General features: G+C 44.6%; 16 protein-coding genes, 2 pseudogenes and 1 riboswitch. Of the genes and pseudogenes, 11 read left to right on the plus strand and 7 right to left on the minus strand.

Translation table 11 applies throughout. The features are described from left to right. Window positions 1-177: 177 nt before the first annotated feature. From L4B77_RS05850 to L4B77_RS05865, 4 genes are read right to left on the minus strand one after another with little or no spacing between them, the layout of a single operon-like run. On the minus strand, window positions 178-2,334 hold the full coding sequence (locus L4B77_RS05850; RefSeq protein ID WP_429749104.1) for a c-type cytochrome: 2,157 nt from the start codon (window positions 2,332-2,334) through the stop codon (window positions 178-180). After that, window positions 2,331-2,945 carry a cbb3-type cytochrome c oxidase subunit II gene (locus L4B77_RS05855; RefSeq protein WP_268671192.1) on the minus strand — a complete coding sequence of 205 codons (615 nt, stop codon included), beginning with the start codon at window positions 2,943-2,945 and terminating at the stop codon, window positions 2,331-2,333. Before L4B77_RS05855 ends, L4B77_RS05850 begins: the two co-directional genes overlap by 4 nt. Then, complete coding sequence (gene ccoN / locus L4B77_RS05860; RefSeq protein WP_261839894.1) at window positions 2,946-4,370, minus strand: cytochrome-c oxidase, cbb3-type subunit I; 1,425 nt, start codon at window positions 4,368-4,370, stop codon at window positions 2,946-2,948. A gap of 15 nt (window positions 4,371-4,385) precedes the next feature. Continuing rightward, a complete protein-coding gene (locus L4B77_RS05865) occupies window positions 4,386-4,763 on the minus strand; it encodes a c-type cytochrome (protein ID WP_261839895.1) in 378 nt (125 codons plus the stop codon). 385 nt (window positions 4,764-5,148) lie between these two features. On the opposite strand from L4B77_RS05865, the gene L4B77_RS05870 reads away from it, so the two are divergent. Both L4B77_RS05870 and L4B77_RS05875 read left to right on the plus strand, forming a co-directional pair. Next, the gene (locus tag L4B77_RS05870) at window positions 5,149-5,604 is read left to right on the plus strand and encodes a putative pterin-binding protein (RefSeq protein WP_261839896.1); all 456 of its coding nucleotides are present in this window, start codon (window positions 5,149-5,151) and stop codon (window positions 5,602-5,604) included. A gap of 10 nt (window positions 5,605-5,614) precedes the next feature. Next, window positions 5,615-6,634, plus strand: a pseudogene (locus L4B77_RS05875) (GGDEF domain-containing protein). Window positions 6,635-6,807: 173 nt separating this feature from the next. Here L4B77_RS05875 and L4B77_RS05880 read toward each other — a convergent pair. Continuing rightward, the gene (locus tag L4B77_RS05880; protein WP_429749108.1) at window positions 6,808-9,240 is read right to left on the minus strand and encodes a putative bifunctional diguanylate cyclase/phosphodiesterase; all 2,433 of its coding nucleotides are present in this window, start codon (window positions 9,238-9,240) and stop codon (window positions 6,808-6,810) included. Between the two features lie 283 nt (window positions 9,241-9,523). Continuing rightward, a complete protein-coding gene (locus tag L4B77_RS05885) occupies window positions 9,524-10,021 on the minus strand; it encodes a fasciclin domain-containing protein (RefSeq protein WP_429749110.1) in 498 nt (165 codons plus the stop codon). 227 nt (window positions 10,022-10,248) lie between these two features. Continuing rightward, a riboswitch (purine riboswitch) is annotated at window positions 10,249-10,348 on the plus strand. 88 nt (window positions 10,349-10,436) lie between these two features. Here L4B77_RS05885 and L4B77_RS05890 point away from each other — a divergent pair. Then, on the plus strand, window positions 10,437-11,435 hold the full coding sequence (locus tag L4B77_RS05890) for an adenosine deaminase (RefSeq protein WP_429749112.1): 999 nt from the start codon (window positions 10,437-10,439) through the stop codon (window positions 11,433-11,435). A gap of 264 nt (window positions 11,436-11,699) precedes the next feature. Here L4B77_RS05890 and L4B77_RS05895 read toward each other — a convergent pair whose 3' ends face one another. After that, window positions 11,700-13,262 carry an arylsulfatase gene (locus L4B77_RS05895; protein ID WP_429749114.1) on the minus strand — a complete coding sequence of 521 codons (1,563 nt, stop codon included), beginning with the start codon at window positions 13,260-13,262 and terminating at the stop codon, window positions 11,700-11,702. Window positions 13,263-13,605: 343 nt separating this feature from the next. Between L4B77_RS05895 and L4B77_RS05900 the strand changes: the two genes are divergently transcribed. The 8 genes and pseudogenes from L4B77_RS05900 (at window position 13,606) to L4B77_RS05935 (ending at window position 24,494) form a co-directional block, all read left to right on the plus strand. Beyond that, window positions 13,606-15,153 (plus strand): arylsulfatase, encoded by a 1,548-nt coding sequence (locus L4B77_RS05900; RefSeq protein ID WP_429749116.1) that lies wholly within the window; start codon window positions 13,606-13,608, stop codon window positions 15,151-15,153. Between the two features lie 191 nt (window positions 15,154-15,344). Then, window positions 15,345-17,711, plus strand: a pseudogene (locus L4B77_RS05905) (tetratricopeptide repeat protein). 95 nt (window positions 17,712-17,806) lie between these two features. After that, window positions 17,807-18,790 (plus strand): AAA family ATPase, encoded by a 984-nt coding sequence (locus L4B77_RS05910; RefSeq protein ID WP_429749118.1) that lies wholly within the window; start codon window positions 17,807-17,809, stop codon window positions 18,788-18,790. A 12-nt stretch (window positions 18,791-18,802) separates the two neighbouring features. Beyond that, complete coding sequence (locus tag L4B77_RS05915; protein ID WP_429749120.1) at window positions 18,803-19,765, plus strand: DUF58 domain-containing protein; 963 nt, start codon at window positions 18,803-18,805, stop codon at window positions 19,763-19,765. Next, complete coding sequence (locus L4B77_RS05920; protein WP_429749122.1) at window positions 19,766-20,326, plus strand: DUF4381 domain-containing protein; 561 nt, start codon at window positions 19,766-19,768, stop codon at window positions 20,324-20,326. It begins immediately after the preceding gene. After that, window positions 20,319-21,398 (plus strand): vWA domain-containing protein, encoded by a 1,080-nt coding sequence (locus L4B77_RS05925; RefSeq protein ID WP_429749124.1) that lies wholly within the window; start codon window positions 20,319-20,321, stop codon window positions 21,396-21,398. Before L4B77_RS05920 ends, L4B77_RS05925 begins: the two co-directional genes overlap by 8 nt. After that, window positions 21,391-23,115 carry a VWA domain-containing protein gene (locus tag L4B77_RS05930; protein ID WP_429749126.1) on the plus strand — a complete coding sequence of 575 codons (1,725 nt, stop codon included), beginning with the start codon at window positions 21,391-21,393 and terminating at the stop codon, window positions 23,113-23,115. Before L4B77_RS05925 ends, L4B77_RS05930 begins: the two co-directional genes overlap by 8 nt. Continuing rightward, a complete protein-coding gene (locus L4B77_RS05935) occupies window positions 23,112-24,494 on the plus strand; it encodes a BatD family protein (protein WP_429749128.1) in 1,383 nt (460 codons plus the stop codon). Before L4B77_RS05930 ends, L4B77_RS05935 begins: the two co-directional genes overlap by 4 nt. The last annotated feature ends 42 nt before the right edge of the window (window positions 24,495-24,536 follow it).

A 24,536-nucleotide genomic window follows, 5' to 3' on the forward strand; every position in this document is an offset into this window, starting at 1 on the left:
GAAATTGATCGCATTATGTGCCGCTTTGTTTAACTTTGTAATCAGTTGGTTATGGTTATGGTTATGGTTGTGTTGTGTAGCAAAGCGTCGGAAGATCGGGCTTGGGCAAACCCAAAGGAGACTCGTGGGCCTCCTTTGGGTTGCTGTTGCTTGCTGATCTTATCGGTTCTACAGCGCTTATCGAATGTTGATCGTATTGTCTCTGCGATCATACATATCTGGCGTGGTATGTAAGCCGCCTGCATAACCCGCAGCTTCTAATGTTTCTCTAACTTCACGAACATCTTCTGGAGTGACGGGTTTCTTTCTATCCCCAAGATGCAATCGCACGAAGGTGATCAACTCAGCCAGTTTTTGATCTGAAAGCACATCTTCAAAGCTTGCCATTGGCATGAAGTTTCGGTCTTTGTCGAGATAGGTGGGTTGCAAGCCGCGCACGGTTACCGCAATGGTGTTGAATGGGTCGCTGTGCATGATGATTCCGTTATTCAACAGAGTAGGGGCGATGGGGGCGCGACCTTTACCATCGTCACCATGACACGCTCCACAAGTTTGACGATAGGTGGTGTAGATTTCACTGCTATATGCGGTTTCATCAAACCCTTTAGGCTGTAACTGAACTGCATCATTGGCAATAGTGTTGTTGATGTCCCCACTGAGCAGGTAATAGGACATCGACTCAATATCTTCACGCGTCATTAAACTCAGGCTGTTTTTCACTACATCAGCCATACCGGCAAAAGCGGTGCCTTTGTCTGAATGTCCTGTGTGTAAAAAGTCGGTGAGAGTTGCTTCATCCCAACCATCGATATAGAGCTCATTGGCTGTGATATCAGGCGCGTTCCAACCGTCGATCAAATTACCTTGGAAAATACGTTCTGGTATCAGTGCTTGAGCAATGTTTCGTGGCGTGTGGCACTCTGAACAGTGACCAAGTCCTGCGACCCAATATTTGCCTTGTTGCCACTTATCGACATCCTCAATTTTTCCTTTAAGTTCCTCTGGTACTTCGTAATTAATAGGGTCGGTATCCATGAATACGATGTTCCAGCCAAGCAAACCTAAGCGAATATTGGATGGAAACATCATGCTGTTGTCATCATTGCGTCGTGGCACGGCAGTGATTGACTGCATGTATTCCCACAAATCGATCATGTCTTGGTCGGTGAGATATTGATAAGAGGTGTAAGGCATTGCAGGGTAGAGATAACCATTCTTGCCTTTACCTGCAACTAATGCGGCTCGGAAATCATCGAAGTCATAGGTCCCAATCCCTTCGGTGGTGTGTGGGGTTATGTTGGTTGAATACACGGTGCCGAAAGGGGTCACAAACGGTAGGCCGCCAGCAAAAGGTTCGCCACCTTCTGCACTATGACAAGCGACACAGTCACCGGCGTAAGCGAGATATTCTCCGCGCTCAACCGATGATGCTTTCAAACTCGCGACCCTTTGTTGCTCTACTTCACCAACGTGTCGGATGTAAGCCCCAAGTGCGAGTATTTCATTGGCGGTGAGTTGCTCATCAAACGCTGGCATTAGGTTGTTCAAGCCATAGTTGATCGTATGTTGAATCTCTTCAATACTGCCGCCATGCAGCCAAATATCGTCAGAAAGATCAGGAACACCGATGTGTGGGTTGGCGCCAGAACCGTCAGCGTGACAAGACGAGCAATACTTCGCGAACAAGGTTTTACCAAGCTCAACCTTCACCTCAGGTACATCGGTATGTCGCTGATTAAGCGACGCGAGATAATATGAAAGTTTCGCGACTTCGTCTGGGCGAAGCACTTCGCTCCATCCCGGCATTGCACCATTGCGCCCTTTGGCGATTGAATGAATAATGGCCTCATCACTACCCCCGTAAAGCCACTCTTGGTCGATCAGGTTAGGGAAGTGTTTCTGGCCCTGAGCGTTATCACGGTGACATGCGGCGCAGTGAGTTTGGAACAGAATCCTACCGCTGTTCACGATCTCAGGGACGGCAGCCAATCCCTCTAACGTAGTTTCACTGGTTTGTGAAAATTGCTCATTGAGAGTGGTGGATGGTGAGCTGAGTTTGTCGTCGCTTTGTTCCCAATCGACTACCCCTTCCCATTCGCCGAGCCCGGGGTAAAGCACTAAATAACCAGCGGACAACAGAAATGCTATGGCGTAACCAACGAATAGTAACTTAGGTGGAGGCGCATCTTTCTCTTCAATACCATCAAAGGTGCCAATGGTGTGGTCGTGATCGGCCTTGTGATTGCTACGCCAGTATTTAACGACAACAGACACCATCAGAACAAAGAATATTAAGGTTAAGAGTACCGCCCATAGATTCCAGAATGTGCTCATTGTGATACCTCCTGTGACGTATCTTTACCCAAGCTTTGTAAATAGCGAATCAGAGCTTCACCTTTGGTTTTACCTCTTACTTGCAATCGGGCGTCGCCAATGTCTTGATCGGTATAAGGCACGCCTAAGGTACGTAACACTTCCATTTTGGCGCTGATATCATCGCCAGTCAGAGTCTGCTCAAACAGCCACGGGTAAGAGGGCATGATCGAGGTCGGTACAACTTTTCGAGGATCAATTAAGTGAATAACATGCCATTGGTCAGAATACTTTCTACCTAAGTTAGTGAGGTCAGGGCCAGTACGTTTAGATCCCCACAAGTTAGGAAACTCATAGATATCGTCTGCTTCTTGGTTCGGGCGACCATTACGTTTCACTTCTGGCTCAAGAGGGCGAACCATTTGTGTGTGGCACACATGGCAGCCTTCACTGATATAGATGTCTCGGCCTGCTAACTCAATCGGTGTGAGTGGCATCGCTAAGCTGCCTTTGGCAATATCGTCGCCACGGACAATGCTCGGTACTACCCAGACCAACAAAGAGAAGGAGGCCACGACAACAGTGGTCAAAATTAAAATGACGATTGAATGTGTAAAGTCTTTACTCATCATTTAAGCCCCCTCATTAACGGTGTGTTTAGCATCATGTACTACGGGCATACGAACCGTTTTGTACAAGTTGAAAGCCATTAAGAACAATCCAAGTACAAACAGCGCACCACCAAAGAAACGTAGGAATAGCCAAGGTGCTTTAAAGTTCATAGCTTCAACAAAACTAAACATAAGCTCGCCATTTTCCTTCTGAGTCAACCACATGTAGCCTTCACCAATGCCAGCAACCCAAAGCGCGATGGCATAAATAGCGATGCCCGCATGCGCTAACCAAAAATGCCATTTAAGCAGTCTTGGAGACCAAAGGTCTGTTTTCCCCCATAAACGTGGAATGAAGTAATAGAAAACGGCAATTCCAGACATCGCTACCCAACCAAGAGCGCCTGAGTGCACGTGTCCGATGATCCATTCGGTGTTGTGTGCCACCATGTTGAACCAACGAATAGCAAGCAGGGGCCCTTCAAATGTTGCCAAGCAGTAATAGAGAATCGCCGAAAAGAAAAAGAGCAGAATGTAGTCGGACTTAAGTTTCTCTTTGTTTTGCAGAAGGGTCATCGCGCTGTTAAAAGCACCGGCCCAAGAAGGGAGCCACAGGATCAATGACATCACGATACCAATATTTTGAACCCACACAGGAACGGAAGAGTAGATCAGGTGGTGAGTTCCTGCCCAAGTATAAAAACCAACTAAGCCCCAAAAATGAATGATAGATAATCGATAAGAGTAGATAGGGCGCTCAGCGGCTTTGGGAATAAAGTAGTAATTCATGCCAATGACACCTGCGGTCAATAAAAAGCCCACCGCGTTATGTCCCCACCACCATTGAACGATGGCGTCTTGTGCTCCAGCAAACACTGAGTAAGATTTCATGGCGGAAACGGGCATAGCAAGGTTATTAACAATGAAGATCATCGCAATTACGATAATGAAGGCCGCGAAGAACCAGTTGGCGACGAAGATATGTTCGACTTTACGCTTGGCGATGGTGCCAAAGAACAGCACGGCGTAGAGCACCCAAACGAGCACGATAAGCAGATCAATCGGCCATTCTAATTCGGCATACTCTTTTGATGTAGTGTATCCCGCAGGAAGAGAGATAAGCGCGAGCAACAAAACCAGTTGCCAACCCCAGAAGACCATCCATGAGAGGCTTTTATTGAATATCTCGCAGTGGCCCGTTCTTTGGGCAATGTACAAAGAGGTCCCCATTAAAATGTTGACCACGAAGCCATAGATCACTCCAGAGGTATGGAGAGGGCGAAGACGACCAAATTGGAAATATTCTGAATCGAAATTTAGCACTGGCCAATACAACTGCGCGGCTAAGATGACACCAATGATCATCCCTAAAATGGCCCAGATTAAGGAAGCGATAATAAAGTACTTCACAACTTTGATGCTGTACTGGGTTGTCACTTGTTCCATAACAAGGCTCCTTGCCTAAAGTTTAGAGTCGCTATCCAATGTTGAGTTGTTACCAAGTTGAGAGTAATAGTATGAGATATCTTGAATGTCCTGATCGGTTAGCATGTCGGCTTGTTGTTGCATCAGTACAGCGAGACCACTTGTGCGTTCTCGGGTCTGATAATCTTTCAATGAGGAGATCAGGTAGCCGATTTTTTGGCCGCGAAGGTTGGGGTAAGGCTCTTGTGTTGATATGCCATCAACGCCGTGGCACGTCATACACACCTTGGCTTTTTGTTTACCCAATTCAAACTGTTCTTGGTTAGTTTCTGCGAAAATAGGCAGCGTGACTAGTGTCATGATGAGGCCTCCTACTATCTGCAAAGGTTTAAATATTTGCTTGTCTAAACTCATTATCGATTCCTTGATTATGAAGAGGTAAGCCTTCCTCGCGTGATACTCATGGCAACAGATGGATTTGAAACGTCTTGTTACCCACTAAAAGACTCGTAAAGCGGCTTAATGTTTGGTTAAAGGTTATGCAAAGACAGCCATTCTTGCCAGTTGTAGACTCATTTGTATTGCTAATAACACAGGTCAATACGGGTTCATGTCGTGAATTGGATTGCTTGTTGTGATCAAAATACGATGTTTTTATGATCAAGGGACGATGTAAAACCGGTTGGAGGTGCACATTGCGGGAGATCCACACCATTGAAAATTAGCGAATCACTAGGTGCGTTAAGTGAATAATATCGACTAAACTCAATTTAATAACCTTACTGAGATGGTGTTATAAATGAGAGTTGTGCTTCTGTTTCTGCTTGTATTCTGTTCATCCTCCATTTTTGCTGCATCAGCATTAACCGTTTTTGATCATTTAGGACAAAAGCATGAATTCAGTCGAGAACAGCTACTATCGCTTCCTCAGAAGGAGATCACTACCTCCTTGCCATGGGTAGAGGGTGAACGAGTTTATAGTGGGGTGACGTTACTTGCAGTACTTGAAACAATCAATGTGCCTATATCACCAAAAGTCATTTTTGTGGCATTAAATGATTATAAAGTTGCTGTGCCTCAAGATGATTTTTTTGACTATCAGCCAATTATTGCTATCAAACAAAACGGTAAGTTCATGTCGGTGAGAGAAAAAGGACCGTATTGGTTGATCTATCCAATATCGTCAAACCCAGATATCAACAATGCGGATTTTTACGCCAAAATGATTTGGCAGATAAGAGATATTCACCTGTAGAGGCTCGACCATGAAAAAGCTGTTGTCCTTAGATATAGTCAAAGTTTTCATTGTATTCTTGTCAGTTATCATTATTACAATCAATATTTATAGTTTTAACCGGGTCAACGATATCAATAAGAGCTTCTCTAATAGCCAAAACGAAGCTACATGGTTTGTATTTCAATTAATGAAAGAATACGCCAATTTTTTGATGGTTAGCCAAAATGACAAGATAAATTATGATGAGTTATGGTTGGCTTACGATCTAACTTGGAGCCGATTTGATATTTTGACTAACAGAAATAAGTCCTCTTTTTTTATTAATTCGACAAGCTTTGATGTTAATTTTATTAAAGAGTTTGATAAGTTTAAAGCGTTAGAATCATCAATTAAGTTAGTCAGTCTCGGACGTTTGCCACAAGAGTCTCTACAGAAAAAATCGACATTTGTTATCATGCACTGTTAGCAGTGATAAATGAAAAGTTCGCTCTGCAAAGCCCTTTAGTCATCAATAACACGTCTGTTGTCGATAAGTTTGTTAGCGTGAATAAAATCAGTAGTGTATTGATTATATTGATGTTGCTGATCACTGGTGTGGTCTTTTTTATTGATTTTTTCGTTAAACAAAAACTTCTCTCAATTGATTCTCTGACTGGATTTCGTAACCGAATTTCATTAATTGATTTTGCGAAAAACAATTACTCGAAAGAGCAATCTCTTGCTTTGTATTTTGTGCGAATCCGTAATCTCAGTGAAATCAACCAAAAATACGGCATTGAATACGGAGATCTTGTGGTGAGTTCTGCGGCTCAGTCTCTGTCTAATCATGTTCCTAAGGGGACGGTTTCGTTTCAGTGGAGGACATTTTGTATTCTTTATTCCAGAAAATGTATATCCATGTAATGAGATAAAGGAGACATTCAATGATGTGTTCAGTGACTATATCTCAACGGGTAACTTGGATCTTATGATTGACGTGGTAATAAGAGAAAAGAGGAATATAAGTTCTAGAGATATAATGGAGTTATTAACTACGATGCAAGCATGACGTATTCCATGCGGCATTTTTGTTGTTTTTCGCGCACTCTATGTTGCTATGTATGGGGTGTTCAACGCAGACTTCCTTTATTTTTTAGTGATACTGATAAGGGTATGTCTTACATTAATGATGTGGGTTTTATAAACCGCTGAAAATTATGGGAAATGAAATTTTAAGCGAAGTTACCCTTTATTAGTAAGGGCAATAATTATTTCATCAGGATCAGTGTCTGAGATAGTATGAGTTTTTAAAACTGCTTGAGCATCATGGTTTCGTATAAAATCAATAAATTGAAGGTAAGTGAGTGGTTTACAGAATAAGTAACCCTGTATTAAGTCACAGTTTGCTTCTTTGAGGTATTGATATTGCCCAATGGATTCGACACCCTCACCAACAACTAAAGTGCCACTGGAATGGCCCAAGTTAATCATTAAATCAACCATTTTTCGGTCGGCTTTATGCTCGACAATGTTGTTGATGAAACTTTTATCTATTTTTAGTTCATCGATAGGGTAATGAAGCAGTTGATTGAAGGCCGTATACCCCGTACCGAAGTCATCTAGCGAAACTTTCAAGCCTAATTCTCTCAAGCTCTCGATAGTTTGCACTGTAAGCTTATTGCTTTTTACATAACTGGTTTCGGTAATCTCAATGGTGATGTTGTCCGATGGAACTTGGTATCGTTCTAGAACTTTCGCTATGTTATCTGAAAAATTGCGATTATAGAGTTCCATTGCTGAAATGTTGATCGACAAGGAACCTTTATAATTGTGTATTTCTGAAAGTTCTTTATAGCTTTTGATTGCTGTAGTAATCACCCACATGTCGATCCTAGATATGAGATTACTTTTTTCTGCAACTGGAATGAACTCATCGGGCCCGGCTTCAATATCAGAGAGACTTGGGCAACGAATAAGACATTCTGCCCCATCAATGTTCAGTGTTTGGGCATTAAAAATAGGCATAAAGCGAAGTTCAAAGTGATCGTTTTCGCAGCACTCCAACAGTTTTTTCTCGATCACATCATGTCGCTCTAATGTATGCAGCAGTTCTTCGCCGTAAACAATACGACTGTTATCATCACTGTGTGATTTGGCTTTAGTCAGCATTTCATCGATACATCGGTACCAAACCTCTTTAAATTTGGGAGTATTGACAGGTAAAACACCGGTCGCGAGTGAGAGCCTGAATCCATAATAATCAAGAAATGTGGTTCCGGTTATTGCGTTGTTGATGTTCTCGATTTCCTCATTTATCCGTTGATGCTCATCAATTTCCAAGATAGCGATAAACTGATTACCTCCAAATCTCGCTAGGGAATAGTCATTGTAACTAAATCCTAATGAGGACTGTTGGTCCTGTAGCGTTTTTCTTATTGCTGTCGCGAGACTTATCAGCACACTATCTCCGACTTTTGCGCCGTATAAATCATTGATTTTTCGAAAGTCAATGATATCCCAACAAACCAAAAAGCAACGTGGACTCATTGAGCTTTTCAAGCGAATAGTAAGGTGGCGTATGAATGAACGTCGGTTCGCTAGCTTGGTTAGTTGGTCGAATTCTGCTTCAAATTTTAACTCGGTCAATGAATCGATGTAAGCGTTCTTGATACTGTCAATTTCACTCTGTCCGGATGAGCGTTTGAAGTATCTGAGTTTGTGCCCACCAATGGAGATTTCATGTAATAGATCTTTAAGTGGACGCACGAGTTGGTAGCGAACAATTAGATCGAGGATTAGCATGATGATAGAGAGAGTAGTAAGACTGCCGAATAGTGTATATCTGGCGATGACGGCTTTGTCGCGCTTGAACTTTTGCTCTTGAATATTAATTTGCGCGTGCAGGTGCCGACTCCTCATCTGTACATTGATGTTGCCTTTAGTTTGGTTGATGGACTTAATAACGAATTGTGTGTTTTTGATATTAGAAACGTCGTATGAAGGCTCAATAGAGAGTTGTACATGGCGTTCATCATTGTATTTTATCAGCAGGTTTGAGAGTTGTTTTAAAGGACCGTCAGCAATCAAGATGTATTTGTTTGACCGGTGAGTTTCTGATTTGTCTGTTGAGTTTTTATAGGAATCTATGACCTGTACATAAGCATAGCGGAGTTCGCCACCTACCGAGAGATAAGAAAAACCTTGATAAGAAAGTTTGTTGTTATTCGTTAATGATGTGTAGATATCGAAGATCTTTTCATAAATACTATCGGGAATTTTTAATCCCTCAACAGGATCGGGTTTCAATGTAGATAGCGTCAACTTGAACTTAGGATCTACAACATAGATGTTATGTTGCCCGAATTGACTGATGTGGGGTTGGTTTAGGATGTGAAATACGCGCTTTTCCAACCGAGGTAAAGAGGTCGAGTCTCTGGGGCTTTGAATGTAACGGAGGAACGGCAACGAACTCCCTATATCTTTAATTAGCAAGGACAGACCAAGTTGTTCATATTCTGCTGCAACTAAAGCGGTATTAACGTCAGACTGCACTTTGTCAAAGTACATCTGCTTAGTGTGGTTTGATGCGAAATGATAGAATACAGTTCCTGCTAACGTAAAGATAAACAGTAGTATTGGTAAAAGCACTAAATATAGTTTTTTTAATATTGGCATTAACTATCWCAAACTGTCGACAATCCGTGTCACTAATTCAATCGTAGCCCAAAAATTAAATATAGGAGTCTAATTTCAGAAAAATGCAGTGCATTGAGTGCGAAAACCTAATTTTTGCAAATGAGAGATAACCGATATTCCATTGTTGGAGTGTTGGAGTGTTGGAGTGTTGGAGTGTTGTCTGGGGAACGGTGCGACAGGCAAGTTTCTGACTAAAAAGAGGGAGAACTTGTCCCCCCCTTTCGAGTGTCATTGGAAGTGATAGAGTGAAGGGTTTTCTGACTTATTTTGGTAGCAACACTGTGTCGATTACGTGGATTACGCCGTTGTTCTCTTTAACATCAGCAGCAATTACTTTTGCGTTGTTAATCATGACGGTGCCGTCGTTCGTGCTAACCATTACCGCTTGTCCTTGCAACGTGTCAGCACGATCTATTTTCATCACATCTGCGGCCATTACTTTGCCTGAAACAACATGGTAGGTCAGTACAGCGATCAGTTTATCTTTGTTTTCTGGCTTCAAAAGCATGTCAATGGTGCCATCAGGTAACTTGGCAAATGCTTCGTCTGTTGGAGCGAATACCGTAAATGGGCCTTCCCCTTTTAATGTTTCAACAAGCCCGGCGGCTTTTACCGCAGTCACCAGCGTGTTGAATGAGCCATTTTCTACTGCAACGTCTACAATATCTTTCTTCATACCATGGTGGTTAGCGTGAGCAAAAGCAGTAAAGAATAGGGTGGTAACCATTAGAGTAATGATCTTGCTAATGTGATTAATCATGTTGTCGTCCTTTGAGTTTGTCTGTTTGATTGCGTCTGTTTTTACGAAGGGGTTTGGAGAAGAGATCAATGGATGACAACATTTTCCTACTCATTTATTGTGCAAACTACCGGATTTACTTAAAAAACTTTGTATATTCAAAATGGTAGGGGACATTGGTGCGTTGTTGATCGCCGAAAATTAGAGTCGATGATTAATTGTGAGTTGTTGATCTTTATTCAAATCGGTATAGTAGCAATCGTTTGCTTCGTATAACCCCAATGATATGGTTTGGGGGTCTCTACCAGCTCCCGCAAAGTGCTGATTACGAAGGGTTTAGATCACAATAGTGTTCTTACTCTTTGTAATGGCGTTCAAAAATATCCTGTCTATTATTCAGAGTAAGTGCACATTTTAAATTCATAGTAGGTGGAATATGAACGCATTTATTCAAGGGCTTCCCAAAGTAGAGTTGCATTTACATATTGAAGGTTCACTCGAACCTGAATTGCTCTTTCAACTCGCACAACGTAATGGTTTCAACCTACCTTATTCGTCACCAGAACAATTAAGACGCGCGTATGAATTTGATGATTTGCAGTCTTTTCTGGATATTTACTATCAAGGTGCTGACGCATTGCGCACCGAACAAGATTTCTATGATTTAACATGGGCTTATTTAGAGAGATGCAAGGCCGATAATGTCATTCACACTGAAATTTTCTTTGATCCTCAAACGCATACTGAGCGTGGCATTGCATTTGATACTGTGATTAACGGTATCCATCGTGCGCTTGAGTGTGCGCAAAGAGAGCTAGGGATTTCCTCTCAAATTATTGCTTGTTTCTTGCGTCATTTGCCTGAAGAGAGCGCCATTCAAACATTCTCCGATATTCTAAGGCATCAAGATAAGATCATTGGTGTTGGATTAGACTCCTCTGAATTAGGGCATCCACCAGAGAAATTTAAACGTGTCTTTCAGCAAGCGAAACAAGCCGGCTTTCTAACCGTTGCTCATGCAGGAGAAGAAGGGCCAGCTCAAAATATCGTGGATGCGATTGAAATGCTCAGCGTGAGTCGAGTGGATCATGGTGTGCAGTGCATGACAGATGAAGCTTTAATCGAACAGCTGATTAAAACTCAAATGCCACTGACGGTGTGTCCATTGTCTAATATTAAATTGCGTGTATTCGATGTGATGGAAGACCATAACATTGTCGAACTGTTGAGAAAGGGTGTGGCCGTAACAATCAACTCGGATGACCCCGCTTATTTTGGCGGTTACATGTCGGATAACTTTAATGCGGTGAGTCAAGCTCATGAGATGACGCACCAAGAGTTAGCGCAATTCAGTTTGAATGCGATTGAAGCGAGTTTTATCGAGGAGTCATTAAAGCGGCGATATCGTGATGCGGTGTTGACCTATATCGCGTAGCTGGGTGCGGTACAGTATCGGGAGTCTGTTGTTTTACTTCACAAATGGTCAGTGATTGCTGGTCGTTTGGATATTTTCAGGTGCGACGGGAAGGGTTATTTTTACATAGTGATTGAATGTCTGTTGGGTTTCAGCATCAGACATGCCGACCCAAAATAGAGCCTTTCTGCTACGGTATCTCTCCGTGATTTGAGATCAAAAAAGCCGTGACAACATTGGTGTTACCACGGCTTTATCATGCGATTTCACAGCGCTATCTAGTGATTATTTAGCTTGTGCTGCTGCCGCTTCTAGTTGCTTAAGTTTGCCTTGAAGCATGTAGGAATTCTGGTTGAAGTTACCAGGGTTCAACACTTGGCTTTGTTGCATTGGGTAGTCAGGTAGCGTGTCCATGAACTCTTGTACTTTGCCGCCTACTGGTACGAATAGCCACATGTTGTCTGCCATCCAGCGTAGGTACATGCCCGATTCGTGCGGTGCTTTTTCGAATGGGTCAGCACGTAGGTGAACAACTTGAGGCCAGTTTGGTTGGAAGCGAACTGCATCAACAATGTTACCGTCCATTACTGCGAATGAGATCTTGAAGTCATTCCAACGAACTGCGTTTAGCTCAGCGTTTGCAGAGAAGTAAAGCATGCTATCACGAGGGCCTTTTTCTTCTTTACCTTGGAAGTAAGGCAGGAAGTTGTAACCATCTAGGTGTACACGCCAGTTTTTACCGTTGTAAGTTGCCCCTTTGTCAGACGCTAACTTCTCAACCACTTTATCATCACCAGCGGCTGCTAGTAGAGTCGGGATCCAGTCTTGGTGACCCATGATGTCGTTGATCTTCGTTCCCGGTTTGATAGTCCCCGGCCAGCGAACGAGCTGAGGAACACGCATACCACCTTCGTAAGTTGTCCCTTTCTCACCGTGGAAGTAAGTGGCACCACCATCAGGCCAAGATACGGTTTCTGCACCGTTATCGGTCGAGTAGATCACGATAGTGTTATCTGCGATCTTAAGCTCGTCAAGCTTGTCTAGAAGGATACCCACTTGGTCATCGTGCTCTAGCATGCCATCGGCATAGATGCTGATACCAGATTTACCTTGGTATTTTTCCTGTAGACGAGTCCACACGTGCATGCGAGTGGTGTTGTGCCAGATAAAGAAGGGTTTGTCCGCTTTCACTGCTTTTTCCATGAATGCTAGAGACTCTTCTAGGAACTCTTCATCTGCGTGCTCCATACGCTTACGCGTCATAGGACCTGTATCTTCAATTTTACCGTCAGAAGTCGACTTGATTACACCACGAGGGCCGAAGTTCTTACGGAACTCAGGATCTTTAGGGTAGTAGTATGTCTCTGGCTCTTCTTCCGCGTTCAGGTGGTAAAGGTTACCGAAGAACTGGTCAAAACCGTGGTTTGTTGGAAGGTGTTTGTCTTGATCACCCATGTGGTTCTTACCGAACTGAGCTGTCATGTAGCCTTGTTCTTTAAGAAGATCCGCGATTGTTGGAGCCCAATCTGGGATACCGTGGTCAGAGCCCGGCATACCGATAGTCAGTAGACCTGTACGGAAAGGTTCTTGACCGGTTAGGAATGCAGCACGACCCGCTGTACACGATTGTTGACCATAGTGGTCAGTAAACAGTGCGCCTTCGTTAGCAATACGGTCGATGTTTGGTGTTTCGTAACCCATCATGCCGTTGTTGTATGCACTGATGTTGAATACACCAATGTCATCACCCCAGATAGCAAGAATGTTCGGTTTTTCTGCTGCTGTTACCGCTGAAGAAGCGGCCAATAAGCCAGCACCTAATGCCAGTTTATTCATTGTAGTACCCATAAGGACTCCGATTCACTTTAAAGATTAATGCGTTAGAGCAACACATCGTTGGGCAAACATTAATCTTTATAATCAGTAGTGTCTTTTTATAGTGGTTATAACTAATTGTTATATTTGCTATCTAAGAGTTTGATTTGAATGGGTTTATGTTGAGTTGTGATTTACTGTTTAGCGTTGTGTTTATGCTGGCGATGTTTGCATACAATGACTTCAGCGTGTCGTTGGGTATTTAGTTGCCAATAAAAATGACCAAAAAGTTAATAGCTTAGCGAATCTCGCGATAGTTTAAAAAGTGAACTATACGTTGTAAGGCAGGATGCAAATAACTTACAAAGAGGTTTTTATGACAGCGAAATATGGCGTTAAACGTCGATTAGCGATTTTGGGTACTGCGATGATGGCGGCTTCGACCACCACATTTGCAGCTGAAAAACCGAACATTCTCGTCATTTGGGGGGATGATATTGGTCAATCTAATGTCAGCGCATACACCTTTGGCTTAATGGGGTATAAAACCCCGAACATTGATAGCATTGCCAAAGAAGGCATGATGTTTACCGATTACTACGCTGAGCAATCTTGTACCGCGGGGCGATCTACCTTCATTACGGGACAAAGTGTGTTACGAACGGGTTTGAGTAAAGTAGGTTTGCCGGGTGCAGACATTGGCTTACAAGCAGAAGACGCGACAATCGCAGAAATGCTGAAACCTATGGGTTACATGACCGGTCAATTTGGTAAAAACCACCTTGGCGATAAAGATGAATTTCTTCCTACAGCACACGGGTTTGACGAATTTTTTGGCAACCTTTACCACCTGAATGCTGAAGAAGAACCAGAAAATGAAGATTACCCAACTGACCCAGAGTTTCGTAAGAAATTTGGCCCTCGTGGCGTTATCAAGTCATTTGCTGATGGCAAGATTGAAGATACCGGCCCACTAACGCGTAAGCGTATGGAAACCGTCGATGAAGAAACACTAGACGCGGCACTTGATTTCATGGATCGCGCAGTAAAAGCGGACAAACCATTCTTCGTTTGGTGGAACGCAACACGTATGCACTTTAGAACGCACGTGAAAGCCGACAGTAAAGGCGTAACCGGTGTCGGTAACTACGCTGATGGTATGGTTGAGCACGATCGACACGTTGGGCAACTATTGAAGCAAGTGGATGAGTTGGGAATCAAAGACAACACCATCGTTTTCTACTCAACGGATAACGGCCCTCACATGAACTCGTGGCCTGATGCGGGTACAACCCCGTTCCGTGGTGAGAAAAACACCAACTGGGAAGGCGCATACCGTGTACCAGCCATGGTTCGTTGGCCTGGTAAGATTGAACCAGGAACCGTATCCAACGAAATCATGCACCATATGGATTGGATGCCAACCTTCGTTGCCGCTGCTGGTGATGATCAAATCAAAGAGAAACTACTCAAAGGTCATACTGCGGGTGATAAAACGTTTAAGGTTCACTTAGATGGTTACAACTTCCTTCCTTACTTAACGGGTGAAGAAAAGAAAGGCCGTCGCTCGGAGATCTTCTACTTTACCGATGATGGTGATTTAGCGGCGCTGCGTTACAACCAGTGGAAAGCGGTGTTTATGGAGCAACGTGCAACGGGTACCATGCAAATCTGGGCTGAACCGTTCGTGACGTTACGTCTTCCTAAGCTGTTTAACCTACGTATGGACCCATACGAAAACGCAGACATTACATCGAACACATACTACGACTGGTTGTTAGACCATGCTTATATGTTCGTTCCAGCACAAGCGTATGTAGGCAAGTTCTTAGAAACCTTTGCTGAATATCCGCCACGCCAAAAAGCCGCGAGCTTTAGCTTGGATCAGGTAATGGAGAAACTTCAGGAATCTCATAACAAGTAAATGATTGTTTGAGTAAAACTGAATAGATAAAAAGAGCTCTTCGGAGCTCTTTTTATACTCATACCGATGAGAACATTCCGGTCGTGAATATGAGTCACAACTATCGGGCTCAATGCCACTAAATAATTGTAAATTCGTTGTTTTTACGTCTACCTTTTTATACATAAGGATGTATAAAAACAAGGAATGTTATGTCTGCATGGTTGGGCTCGCTAGTGAACGGATTGAAACACCAGCGAGTTGCAGTATTATCCGCAATCTTGTCTCTACTGATGTTGTTGATACTCTGTGTCAATGCGTATGCCAATGAACAAGTGTCGTCAGTTGGCCGAGACACGTCGCATGCAATATCTCAAGCAACATATGTCGGTTCCGAAGCTTGTGTTGATTGCCACAGTGAACAAGTCGAAGCGTGGCAGGGCTCTCATCATGATATGGCGATGAAGCACGCTACAGATGAATCGGTATTAGGCGATTTTAACGATCAAACAGTCACTCATGACGGTAAACCCAACCGATTTTTCCGCAAGGGCGAAGAGTTCTGGGTCAATATCGAAGGGCCAGACGGCCAGTTCAAAGATTACAAAATCAGCTATACCTTTGCCTTCAAGCCTCTTCAACAGTACATGGTTGAGTTTGAAGACGGCCGTGTACAGTTGATTCCTTTCGCTTGGGACTCACGCACTGAAGGTGAAGGCGGCCAACGCTGGTTCCACCTCTATCCTGATACCAGCAACACGGATGAATTCTACTGGACCAATAGCGGTCAAAACTGGAACTTCATGTGTGCCGATTGCCATTCAACGAATCTAGAGAAAAACTACGACAGCGCGAGTAATACCTACAACACCACATGGTCGGAGATTAATGTCGGTTGTGAAGCGTGTCATGGCCCTGCGAGTGAGCACGTTGAACAGGCCCAGCTAGCCAAAGCCAACGGTGGAAAGGATGTTCAAGTCTCGGCGCATTATGGTTTCGATCGCGACTTGTCGAAGTCGGTGAAAGAGTGGATCTACCAAGAGGGCAACTCAACCCTGCAACCAAAAGACATCATCCATACCAACCAAGTTCAAACCTGTGCTCAATGCCACAGCCGACGTACTCAGTTGAATGAAACGGGTGACCACGTTAACGGTTCATTTTTTGATAAATACCGCTTGAGCCTGATTACCCCTGAGCTTTACCATAACGATGGCCAAATCTACGATGAAGATTATGTCTACGGATCTTTCCTTCAATCCGTGATGGCGGAAAAAGGCGTCACATGTACTAACTGCCACGATCCCCATACCGCTGAACTAAAAATTGCCGAAGAAGCCGTGTGTAGTCAATGTCATATTGCATCAGAATACACGCCTGAAAAGCACACCTTCCATGAAGCCAATAGTGAAGCTTCACAATGCACGACTTGTCACATGCCAGAAACGACTTACATGGAGGTCGACCCAAGACGTGACCATAGTTGGCATATCCCGCGCCCTGATATTAGTCAACACATTAAAACGCCGAACGTGTGTACTAGCTGTCATGAAGACCAAACCGACCAGTGGGCAGATAAGCAAATCGGTGAGTGGTTCCCAAATTCTAAGTATCGTAATCAGCAGCATTTTGCCGTGGCTTTTTATGCTGACTCAATAGGGCACCGAGGGGCAGAGGATGCGTTGGCGTATTCGGCTCAGGATTCCAGCTTAAGCAATATCATTCGAGCATCGAGCTTAGAACGTTTGGGCGGTAATACGGGTAAGAATACGCTTATCTCGCTGGCAAGAGCGGTGAAACACGATGACGAGATGATCCGTTTGGGTGTGGTGCAAGGCTCGTCTGGTTTCCCATTTACTGACCGTTAGCAGATTCTAGAACCGCTACTGAAAGACCCGGTATTGTCGATTCGTTCAGAAACCGCAGGCGCATTGGTACGTTACTGGGGAGAAATGAATCCTCTGCAGAAAGACCAAATCAAACCTGCATTGGAAGAGTACATTGAGATACAGCAATTTAATGCCGACAGAGGGTTTGGACGCACTAACCTAGGCAACGTTTACCGAGATTTAGGTCAGCACGAGAAAGCGATTGAGTTCTATCAAGGTGCTATCGAGATTGAGCCTTACTTCGAAAACAGCTACGCCAACTTGGCGGATTTGTATCGAGCGCAAGGTAACGAAGCAAAAGCGTTGTCGACCTTGAAGCAAGGTATTGAAGCTCAGCCTAAATCGAGCGTATTGCCATACAGTACAGGGTTATCTCTACTTCGTGTGAAAGATTACGAACAAGCAACGGACTACCTTAAACAAGCCGCTGAAACTGCACAAACCGACCCACAATATTGGTATGTGTACGGATTGGCTTTGGAGAAAACGGATGTGCTTGCGGCAAGTCAATCACTGCATAAGGCTTACCAATTTAGTCGCAACCCACAACACCTGTATGCCCAATGTGAAGTGTTGGCGCGAAACAGCCATATACCGGGCGTACCAAAGGCGTTTGAGCAATGTATTTCATCATTGAGTAAAGTGGCGTCGCCGGAGGCCATTAACCAGTTGAAAGCTAGGTTTAAATAAAACCATGAGGTGAGCTTGGCTATCGAGCTTATAACTAATAGTTATGGGGCTTGTGAGTAGGATGTACGCAGCCAGATTGAATTAAGGGAAGACCTATGAACCATGCGCAACAAGCAATAAACCAACTGATTGAACAAACAGAGAAAAGTGTTATCGGTCAGAGCCACGTCGTTCGGGCTCTGGTGATAGGGTTATTGACTAATGGGCATGTGCTTTTAGAGGGACTTCCCGGTACAGCGAAAACTCGCTCAGTAAAATCGCTGGCGAATCTATTGAACACCAGTTTTGGTCGAATTCAGTTTACGCCAGACCTGCTGCCATCTGATGTGACGGGCACGGAGGTGTATCAGGAGCTTGATGGCAAGCCTCAACTGCATTTCCAACCGGGTCCTATTTTTAACAGCATTGTATTAGCCGATGAAGTGAACCGTGCGCCTGCAAAAGTACAGGCTGCTCTGCTTGAAGCGATGGCGGAAGGGACGATTACGGTGGGTGGTCAAACTCACATCTTGCCAGATCTGTTTATGGTGTTGGCCACTCAAAACCCAGTTGAACAAGAAGGTACGTATCCACTGCCTGAAGCACAAATGGACCGTTTCATTATGAAAGTGACGGTTGACTATCCAGAAGATCAAGCTGAACGCGACATCATTCGATTGGTCCGCAGTGAAGAGTTGGGTAGCGAAATCAGTTCAGAATTAGTCACACTACAACATATTGAACCTGAGTTGGTGCTTGAGGCTCGCCGCCAACTTCCAGATATTGCGGTTTCCGATTTAGTTGAGAACTACATTGTGGCCTTGGTCATGGCGACACGAAAACCTGAACGTTATCCAGAATCCAATCTATCAAAATGGATTGAGATTGGCTCAAGCCCGCGTGCTTCAATCGCATTGGATAAATGTGCTCGCGCTTATGCATGGCTGCAAGGGCGTGACCACGTCACGTTGGACGATGTGCGTGCCATGTTGCCAACCGTATTAGGCCACCGATTCTCGTTGTCTTACGACGCATTGGCCGATGGCATTGACCATCAAAGAGTGGTTGAAGAACTGCTCGATAATGTTGAGATCGGATAACTAGGGGGCGTCATGGCGAAGCCAACACAAGCTCCCAAATCGCAAGGCCTTGATCCTCGACTGTATTGTGATTACTCAAGGTTAGTGCGAATTCAGGCTCAAGCTGAGTCGTTTTCTCTACTGCCTCACTTAAAGGCGGGCAGCGTGCTGTCGGGTAGACACAATTCATTGTTCCGTGGTCGAGGTTTGAATTTCGAGGAGTTACGTCACTATCAACTCGGTGATGATATTCGTAACCTCGATTGGAAAGTCACGATGCGAACAGGTAAACCTCATGTTCGTAGTTATACCGAAGAGAAAGACCGTAATGTGATGATCTGTGTTGATCAGCGCAGTTCGATGTTCTTTGCTTCTCACAATACCATGAAATCCGTTGTGGCCACCGAAGTCGCAGCATTGTGTGGATGGCGAGTGCTGAAAGATGGTGACCGTGTCGGCTTCGTGTTAGCCTCACACCAAAAGCTCTTTCATACCAAAGCACAGCGCTCTCAATCGGACTTATTGGCTCAGCTAAAACACCTTACCAAGGCTAATCAAAGCTTAGGTGTCAGTGTGAGCGACAGCGAAGGTGTTGGGTTTAGCCAATGGATTGAACTGATAAAACGAATGAGATTAAAGCAATCGACCTTAATCTTTATTAGTGATTGGCGAGATTGCCAAGAGCAACACCTTGACCGACTAAAACAACTGCAACAACACAACGACATCTTAGCCATTATGGTCACCGATCCATTAGAACAATCATTGCCTCAAGATTTGGCAAGCGCAAACTGGGTGGTGGGTGATGGTCGCTTTCAACTTAACCTGGATAGCCAATCTAAGGTTAACCTCGCAAGTGAAAGCCTTGCCCAAAAAGCGGCGCTCCAGAAACAGTCCCTTGCTAAATTGATGGCGATGAAAAACCTTCCTTATATCGAATTAGACACGTCAGGCAATCACATATCACAGCTGCAAAAGCTGGTGGGAGGGCGTTAGATGGCCGTTGAACATACGCCTCCAAGTACTTATATCCTTCGCGACCTACATGATGTCGACATTCCCGAGAGCGTGAGCTGGATGCCGCAAACTGTGGGTTGGAAGATCCTCGGCGTTGCCTTGCTGTTGGTTGCCATCTATCTGGCTTATCGTTTGGCGCAGAGATGGTGGAATAACCGTTATCGTAAAGAAGCGCTTCAAGAGCTCATGGTATTGGATGCAAGAGACAAAAACTCAACCGAACGAACCTTTAAAGTCCTCAAAGTGGTGCTTCGTTACCTAGACAGCAGTAATGCCAAGTTGTTTGGCCAAGCTTATGTAAACCGTCTGAACGCTTACCTGCCTGTTAGCGCTAACACCAGTGAAAACAGCAATGCGTTCTTTGCCGATGAAGTTTCGCAATTATGGATGCAGAGCTTAATTGACCCTAATGTCCGTTTGAGCTTTGAACAGCGTTTAGAGTTGATTCAAACCGCGATGATGTGGCTAAAGCTTCATAAACCCGATGTACAAACAAAACCGAATGTACAGGCAACGGCTGAGGGGCAAGACAATGTTTGATGTTTTATCTGCCAGCTTTGAATTTGTGCACCCGCTGTGGTTTATCGCGTTGCCTTTGCCGTTGTTGGTCTACTTTGCCGTGCCAGCTTATCGAACTAAGCAAATGGCGATTAAGGTGCCATTTTTTCGAGAATTGGTTGAAGCGATTGGCGAAGCGCCGTCAGAAGGTGCCAGCCAGTTAACACCAAGCTGGTGGCAACGAACTACGCTCATTATTTCCTGGGTATTGGTCGTGTGCGCGTTAGCGAAACCAACCATTATTGGTGAGCCACAGGTTCGCGAACAATTGGGTCGTGATGTGATGGTGGTGGTTGATTTGTCTGGCTCAATGGCGGAGCAAGATTTCACCTCTAAGCAAGGCGATAAAATATCTCGCTTAGAGGCGACCAAAGAGGTGCTGGCTGATTTTGCGACTACCCGAAAAGGTGACCGACTCGGTTTGATCTTGTTTGGTGATGCCGCGTTTGTGCAAACGCCTTTTACCGCGGACCAAAATGTATGGCTTGAACTGCTTAATCAAACCGATGTGGCGATGGCAGGGCAAAGTACCCACTTGGGCGATGCAATCGGCCTTGCGATCAAGGTGTTTGCACAGAGTGAAAAGCAAAGTGCTGCCGTTCAAGATTCAAACGTCGATACCAATGAAAAAGAGAAAGTCGTGATCGTATTAACCGACGGTAATGATACAGGAAGTTTTGTTGAGCCTATCGATGCCGCAAAAGTTGCCAAGGCGAAAGGCGTTCGAATTCATGTGATTGCGATGGGCGATCCGCAAACCGTTGGAGAGGTTGCTCTGGATATGGAAACCATCAAACGTGTGGCTCAAGAGTCTGGTGGCGAAGCCTTTGAAGCGCTTAACCGCGACGAACTGACCAAAGCCTATGCTCAGATTGGTGAGCTAGAACCTCAGTTATATGAAAGTACCACTTATCGCCCTAAACAGGGGCTGCACCACTATTTGATGGCGATTGTCGTAGTGATGTATTTGACCGCATTCAGCTTAGCAACGATACGCCGAAGATCGCTGCTCGCTGCTACGGCTAAGAATTTGAAAGGAGAGAGTGATGCTTGATTCTCTCACAATACAACAATTCTTTACCCAGTTTCATTTTATCCGACCTTTGTGGTTGTTGGCCTTTATTCCGATGTTCTTCCTGCTATGGGTTCGTTGGAGAGCAGAGACAAAACCAACGTGGAAAGACATTCTACCGGCACATTTACGTGATGCATTGACCATTGGCGAGACAGGCTGGCGCAAGCAACTGCCATTGAAGCTATTGGTGGTGATTGTGACTATCGCCATCATTATCTGTTCTGGCCCAACATGGCAACGTGAAGCATCGCCTTTTGGTGAAGACAAAGCGTCGATGTTGGTTGTACTCGATAATAGTGAATCTATGCTCGCTAAAGATTTACCGCCGAGTCGCTTGGAACGATCTAAGCAGAAAATTAGAGACTTATTGGCAGCGCGCAAAGGTGGTAATACGGGCTTAGTGGTTTACGCAGGCAGCGCACACGTCGCGATGCCCGTGACACAAGACAGAAAGGTATTGGAACCGTTTCTTGCGGCTATCACACCCGATATTATGCCGGTTTCAGGTAAATCAGCAGAAGCAGCGCTGCCACTGATCAATCAGCAACTGTCTGGTGAGTTAGGTTCGTCAGTGCTTTTAGTCTCAGATGGTGTGAATCCAAGCACCATTAGGGCATACGAGAGTTTCTTTAACGACAATCCGTATCAGTTGCTCATTCTAGCTGCCGGAAATCGCGATGTGGTGAGCGATAACCCTGTCGACCTCGATTCATTGCGCAATTTAGCAAACAAGACCGGTGGTCGAGTAATTGAGGTGACCGTTGATGATTCGGATATCCAACAACTGAACAGAGCGGTTGAAAGAAACATGCAACTTAACGGTGAATCTTCTATGCCATGGAAAGATATGGGCTATGGCCTGCTTATTCCAATGGCGATCATCATGTTGTTGTGGTTCAGAAAAGGGTGGCTGGTGCAGTGGTGTGTCGTTGGTTTGATGATCACAAGCAGCATCTATTCACCAAGCACTTTGGCGAAAACAGTCAACTTAACTGCTGAGAAACCCGTTGTGGTGGAGTCGCTTACCGCTTGGGATAAGACTGCTCAATGGTGGTGGGACTTATGGTTAACGCCTGACCAGCAAGGTCAACGCCTGTTGAACCAGAAGGAATACCTTCAAGCGGCCAAACATTTTACTGACCCAATGCGAAAGGGCGCGGCTTATTACTATGCTCGTGATTTTAAGCTCGCTCACAGTGCATTCCTGCAAACCAAAACTGACCTTGGTTTGTACAACGCGGCGAGCGCGTTAGCCAGGCAGCGTGAATACCTTGCGGCGCGAGACCTTCTAAAATCATTAAGCGAGGAAGAGGATCTGTCACCAGAACTAAGAACGGATGTGGAAAACAATCTTGCTGTGCTTAGCGGGATTGTCGAAGAGGTAAACCGAACCAGCGAAAGCCAGTCTGGAACCACAGATGGCCCTGAAGAATCTTTAGAACTCGAAGACGATCAGCCGCGAACGGGTGATGGTGCTGAAGAAGAAACGGTCGCGGAATTGATGCTCAAGGAAACACTTAACGCCAATGAAATCTTAGGCAGCCAAGAGCTTGCCGACAAATGGTTAAAACGCGTCGAAGCGGATCCTAAGTTCTTCTTGAAGTCGAAATTTCAAATTCAGTTAAGAGACCCTGCACCGTCTATCGAACAGACGCCAAAACAGGAACAGGCATCAAAACAGGAACAAGCACAATGAGTCGATACGATTTAGCTCTTGAAGCGATTCAATCAAAGCGAACGCGATTCACAGTCCGTAAGTGGTTGCTGTCGATGACTCTTATGTTGAGTTGGTTTTTTCCTGCTGTTGCTTCTGCTGCCGATATCTTCGATCTGCAAAAAAGTGGTGACGTTGAGCTTATCGCTTGGATTGGCGAGAAACCCAAGTCAGGCGAAAAGATAACGCCGACCAAAGTCAGCGTAAATGAACAGGTCATTCTGAACATTGAGGTGGCGACACCGCGCTGGTTAACAGGCGGCACTCGAATTGGCAGTATCGAAATCCCTAACGTGATTGCTAAACAGCGTAATCAACTTGCGACGAACTACACAGAAAGAGTCGATGGTACGACATGGTCACGTCAGCGTTGGGAAGTGACACTCTATCCGATGATTTCTGGTGAGTTTGTTATTCCAACCATACCCGTTCGTATCCAAGTTTCTGCTCCTGGTGGTTCAAACGTGGGTGGCACACTTTACACGCAGCCGATTCAGTTTGAAGCATCGCTTCCTTCAGGTTTACTCGATAATGAAACGCCTTGGTTTTCGGCGACAGACGTCAATGTAGAGCAGCAATGGCAACGCTCAAGTGAAAACTTAAAAGTCGGCGATGCCATTACTCGAACTATCACGATTAAGGCAAAAGACAGCTTGTCTGTGTTGTTGCCAGATGTGTTAACCAATGAGTCCACTCAGCAGTTCCAAGCTTACCCTCAGCCCAATCGGTTGGATGATACTCAACAACGTGGTGATTATCGTTCAAGCCGAGTTGAAGAGACGGTATATGTGATTCAACAAGGTGGAGAGTTTACGCTGCCAGAGTTTTCATTTCAGTGGTGGGACAGCAAAAATCAACGCCTTGAAAATGTGGTGATAAAAAGCGAAGTGTTTGAAGCCAAACACACAGTCCAATCTTTCATCAAGGCCTACATGTCGGTGTTTATTATGGTTGGTTTTGCGTTATTAGCCTGCATTGCGTTGATTGTCGCTGTTAAACGCTATTACACAAATCGTCCGACACCAAGTTGGTTGGTACTGCGTCGTTTACTCAAGCAAGGAAATTGGCCTGCATTAAGAACCTTTATTTATCGTCAATTGCGAAACCAAACCTCGCAGCTAGAACTGAATAAAGCGCAATTTGGTAAAGCGCAACATGGTAAATCCAATCGGCAAAAGCGTTGGCTAGAAGATAGCGAAGCCCTTCAACAAGGACGTGAAGATAACAACGTATTCACTCGTTTATGGAAAGGTTTAGGTAAGGTATCCAACGACAAATCAAGCCAGAGCAAATCGCACTCAATTTTTGCCCGTTTGAAAATTCCTAAAGCTTTGCCAGACTTAAAAGATAGAACTAAGTAGCAAACTTTAGTCATCCGTATCGAACATAATCGGCAGGTTCTT

This window comes from Vibrio minamisatsumaniensis (assembly GCF_050337445.1).
In the GTDB taxonomy this organism is placed as follows: domain Bacteria; phylum Pseudomonadota; class Gammaproteobacteria; order Enterobacterales; family Vibrionaceae; genus Vibrio; species Vibrio artabrorum.

Coding starts and splice junctions, on each gene's coding strand:
- L4B77_RS05870 (WP_261839896.1), top strand. CDS start 5,149: ATGAGAGTTGTGCTTCTGTTTCTGCTTGTATTCTGTTCATCCTCCATT.
- L4B77_RS05850 (WP_429749104.1), bottom strand. CDS start 2,334: ATGAGCACATTCTGGAATCTATGGGCGGTACTCTTAACCTTAATATTC.
- L4B77_RS05910 (WP_429749118.1), top strand. CDS start 17,807: ATGAACCATGCGCAACAAGCAATAAACCAACTGATTGAACAAACAGAG.
- L4B77_RS05930 (WP_429749126.1), top strand. CDS start 21,391: ATGCTTGATTCTCTCACAATACAACAATTCTTTACCCAGTTTCATTTT.
- L4B77_RS05900 (WP_429749116.1), top strand. CDS start 13,606: ATGACAGCGAAATATGGCGTTAAACGTCGATTAGCGATTTTGGGTACT.
- L4B77_RS05880 (WP_429749108.1), bottom strand. CDS start 9,240: ATGCCAATATTAAAAAAACTATATTTAGTGCTTTTACCAATACTACTG.
- ccoN (WP_261839894.1), bottom strand. CDS start 4,370: ATGGAACAAGTGACAACCCAGTACAGCATCAAAGTTGTGAAGTACTTT.
- L4B77_RS05865 (WP_261839895.1), bottom strand. CDS start 4,763: ATGAGTTTAGACAAGCAAATATTTAAACCTTTGCAGATAGTAGGAGGC.
- L4B77_RS05920 (WP_429749122.1), top strand. CDS start 19,766: ATGGCCGTTGAACATACGCCTCCAAGTACTTATATCCTTCGCGACCTA.
- L4B77_RS05935 (WP_429749128.1), top strand. CDS start 23,112: ATGAGTCGATACGATTTAGCTCTTGAAGCGATTCAATCAAAGCGAACG.
- L4B77_RS05895 (WP_429749114.1), bottom strand. CDS start 13,262: ATGGGTACTACAATGAATAAACTGGCATTAGGTGCTGGCTTATTGGCC.
- L4B77_RS05915 (WP_429749120.1), top strand. CDS start 18,803: ATGGCGAAGCCAACACAAGCTCCCAAATCGCAAGGCCTTGATCCTCGA.
- L4B77_RS05855 (WP_268671192.1), bottom strand. CDS start 2,945: ATGATGAGTAAAGACTTTACACATTCAATCGTCATTTTAATTTTGACC.
- L4B77_RS05885 (WP_429749110.1), bottom strand. CDS start 10,021: ATGATTAATCACATTAGCAAGATCATTACTCTAATGGTTACCACCCTA.
- L4B77_RS05890 (WP_429749112.1), top strand. CDS start 10,437: ATGAACGCATTTATTCAAGGGCTTCCCAAAGTAGAGTTGCATTTACAT.
- L4B77_RS05925 (WP_429749124.1), top strand. CDS start 20,319: ATGTTTGATGTTTTATCTGCCAGCTTTGAATTTGTGCACCCGCTGTGG.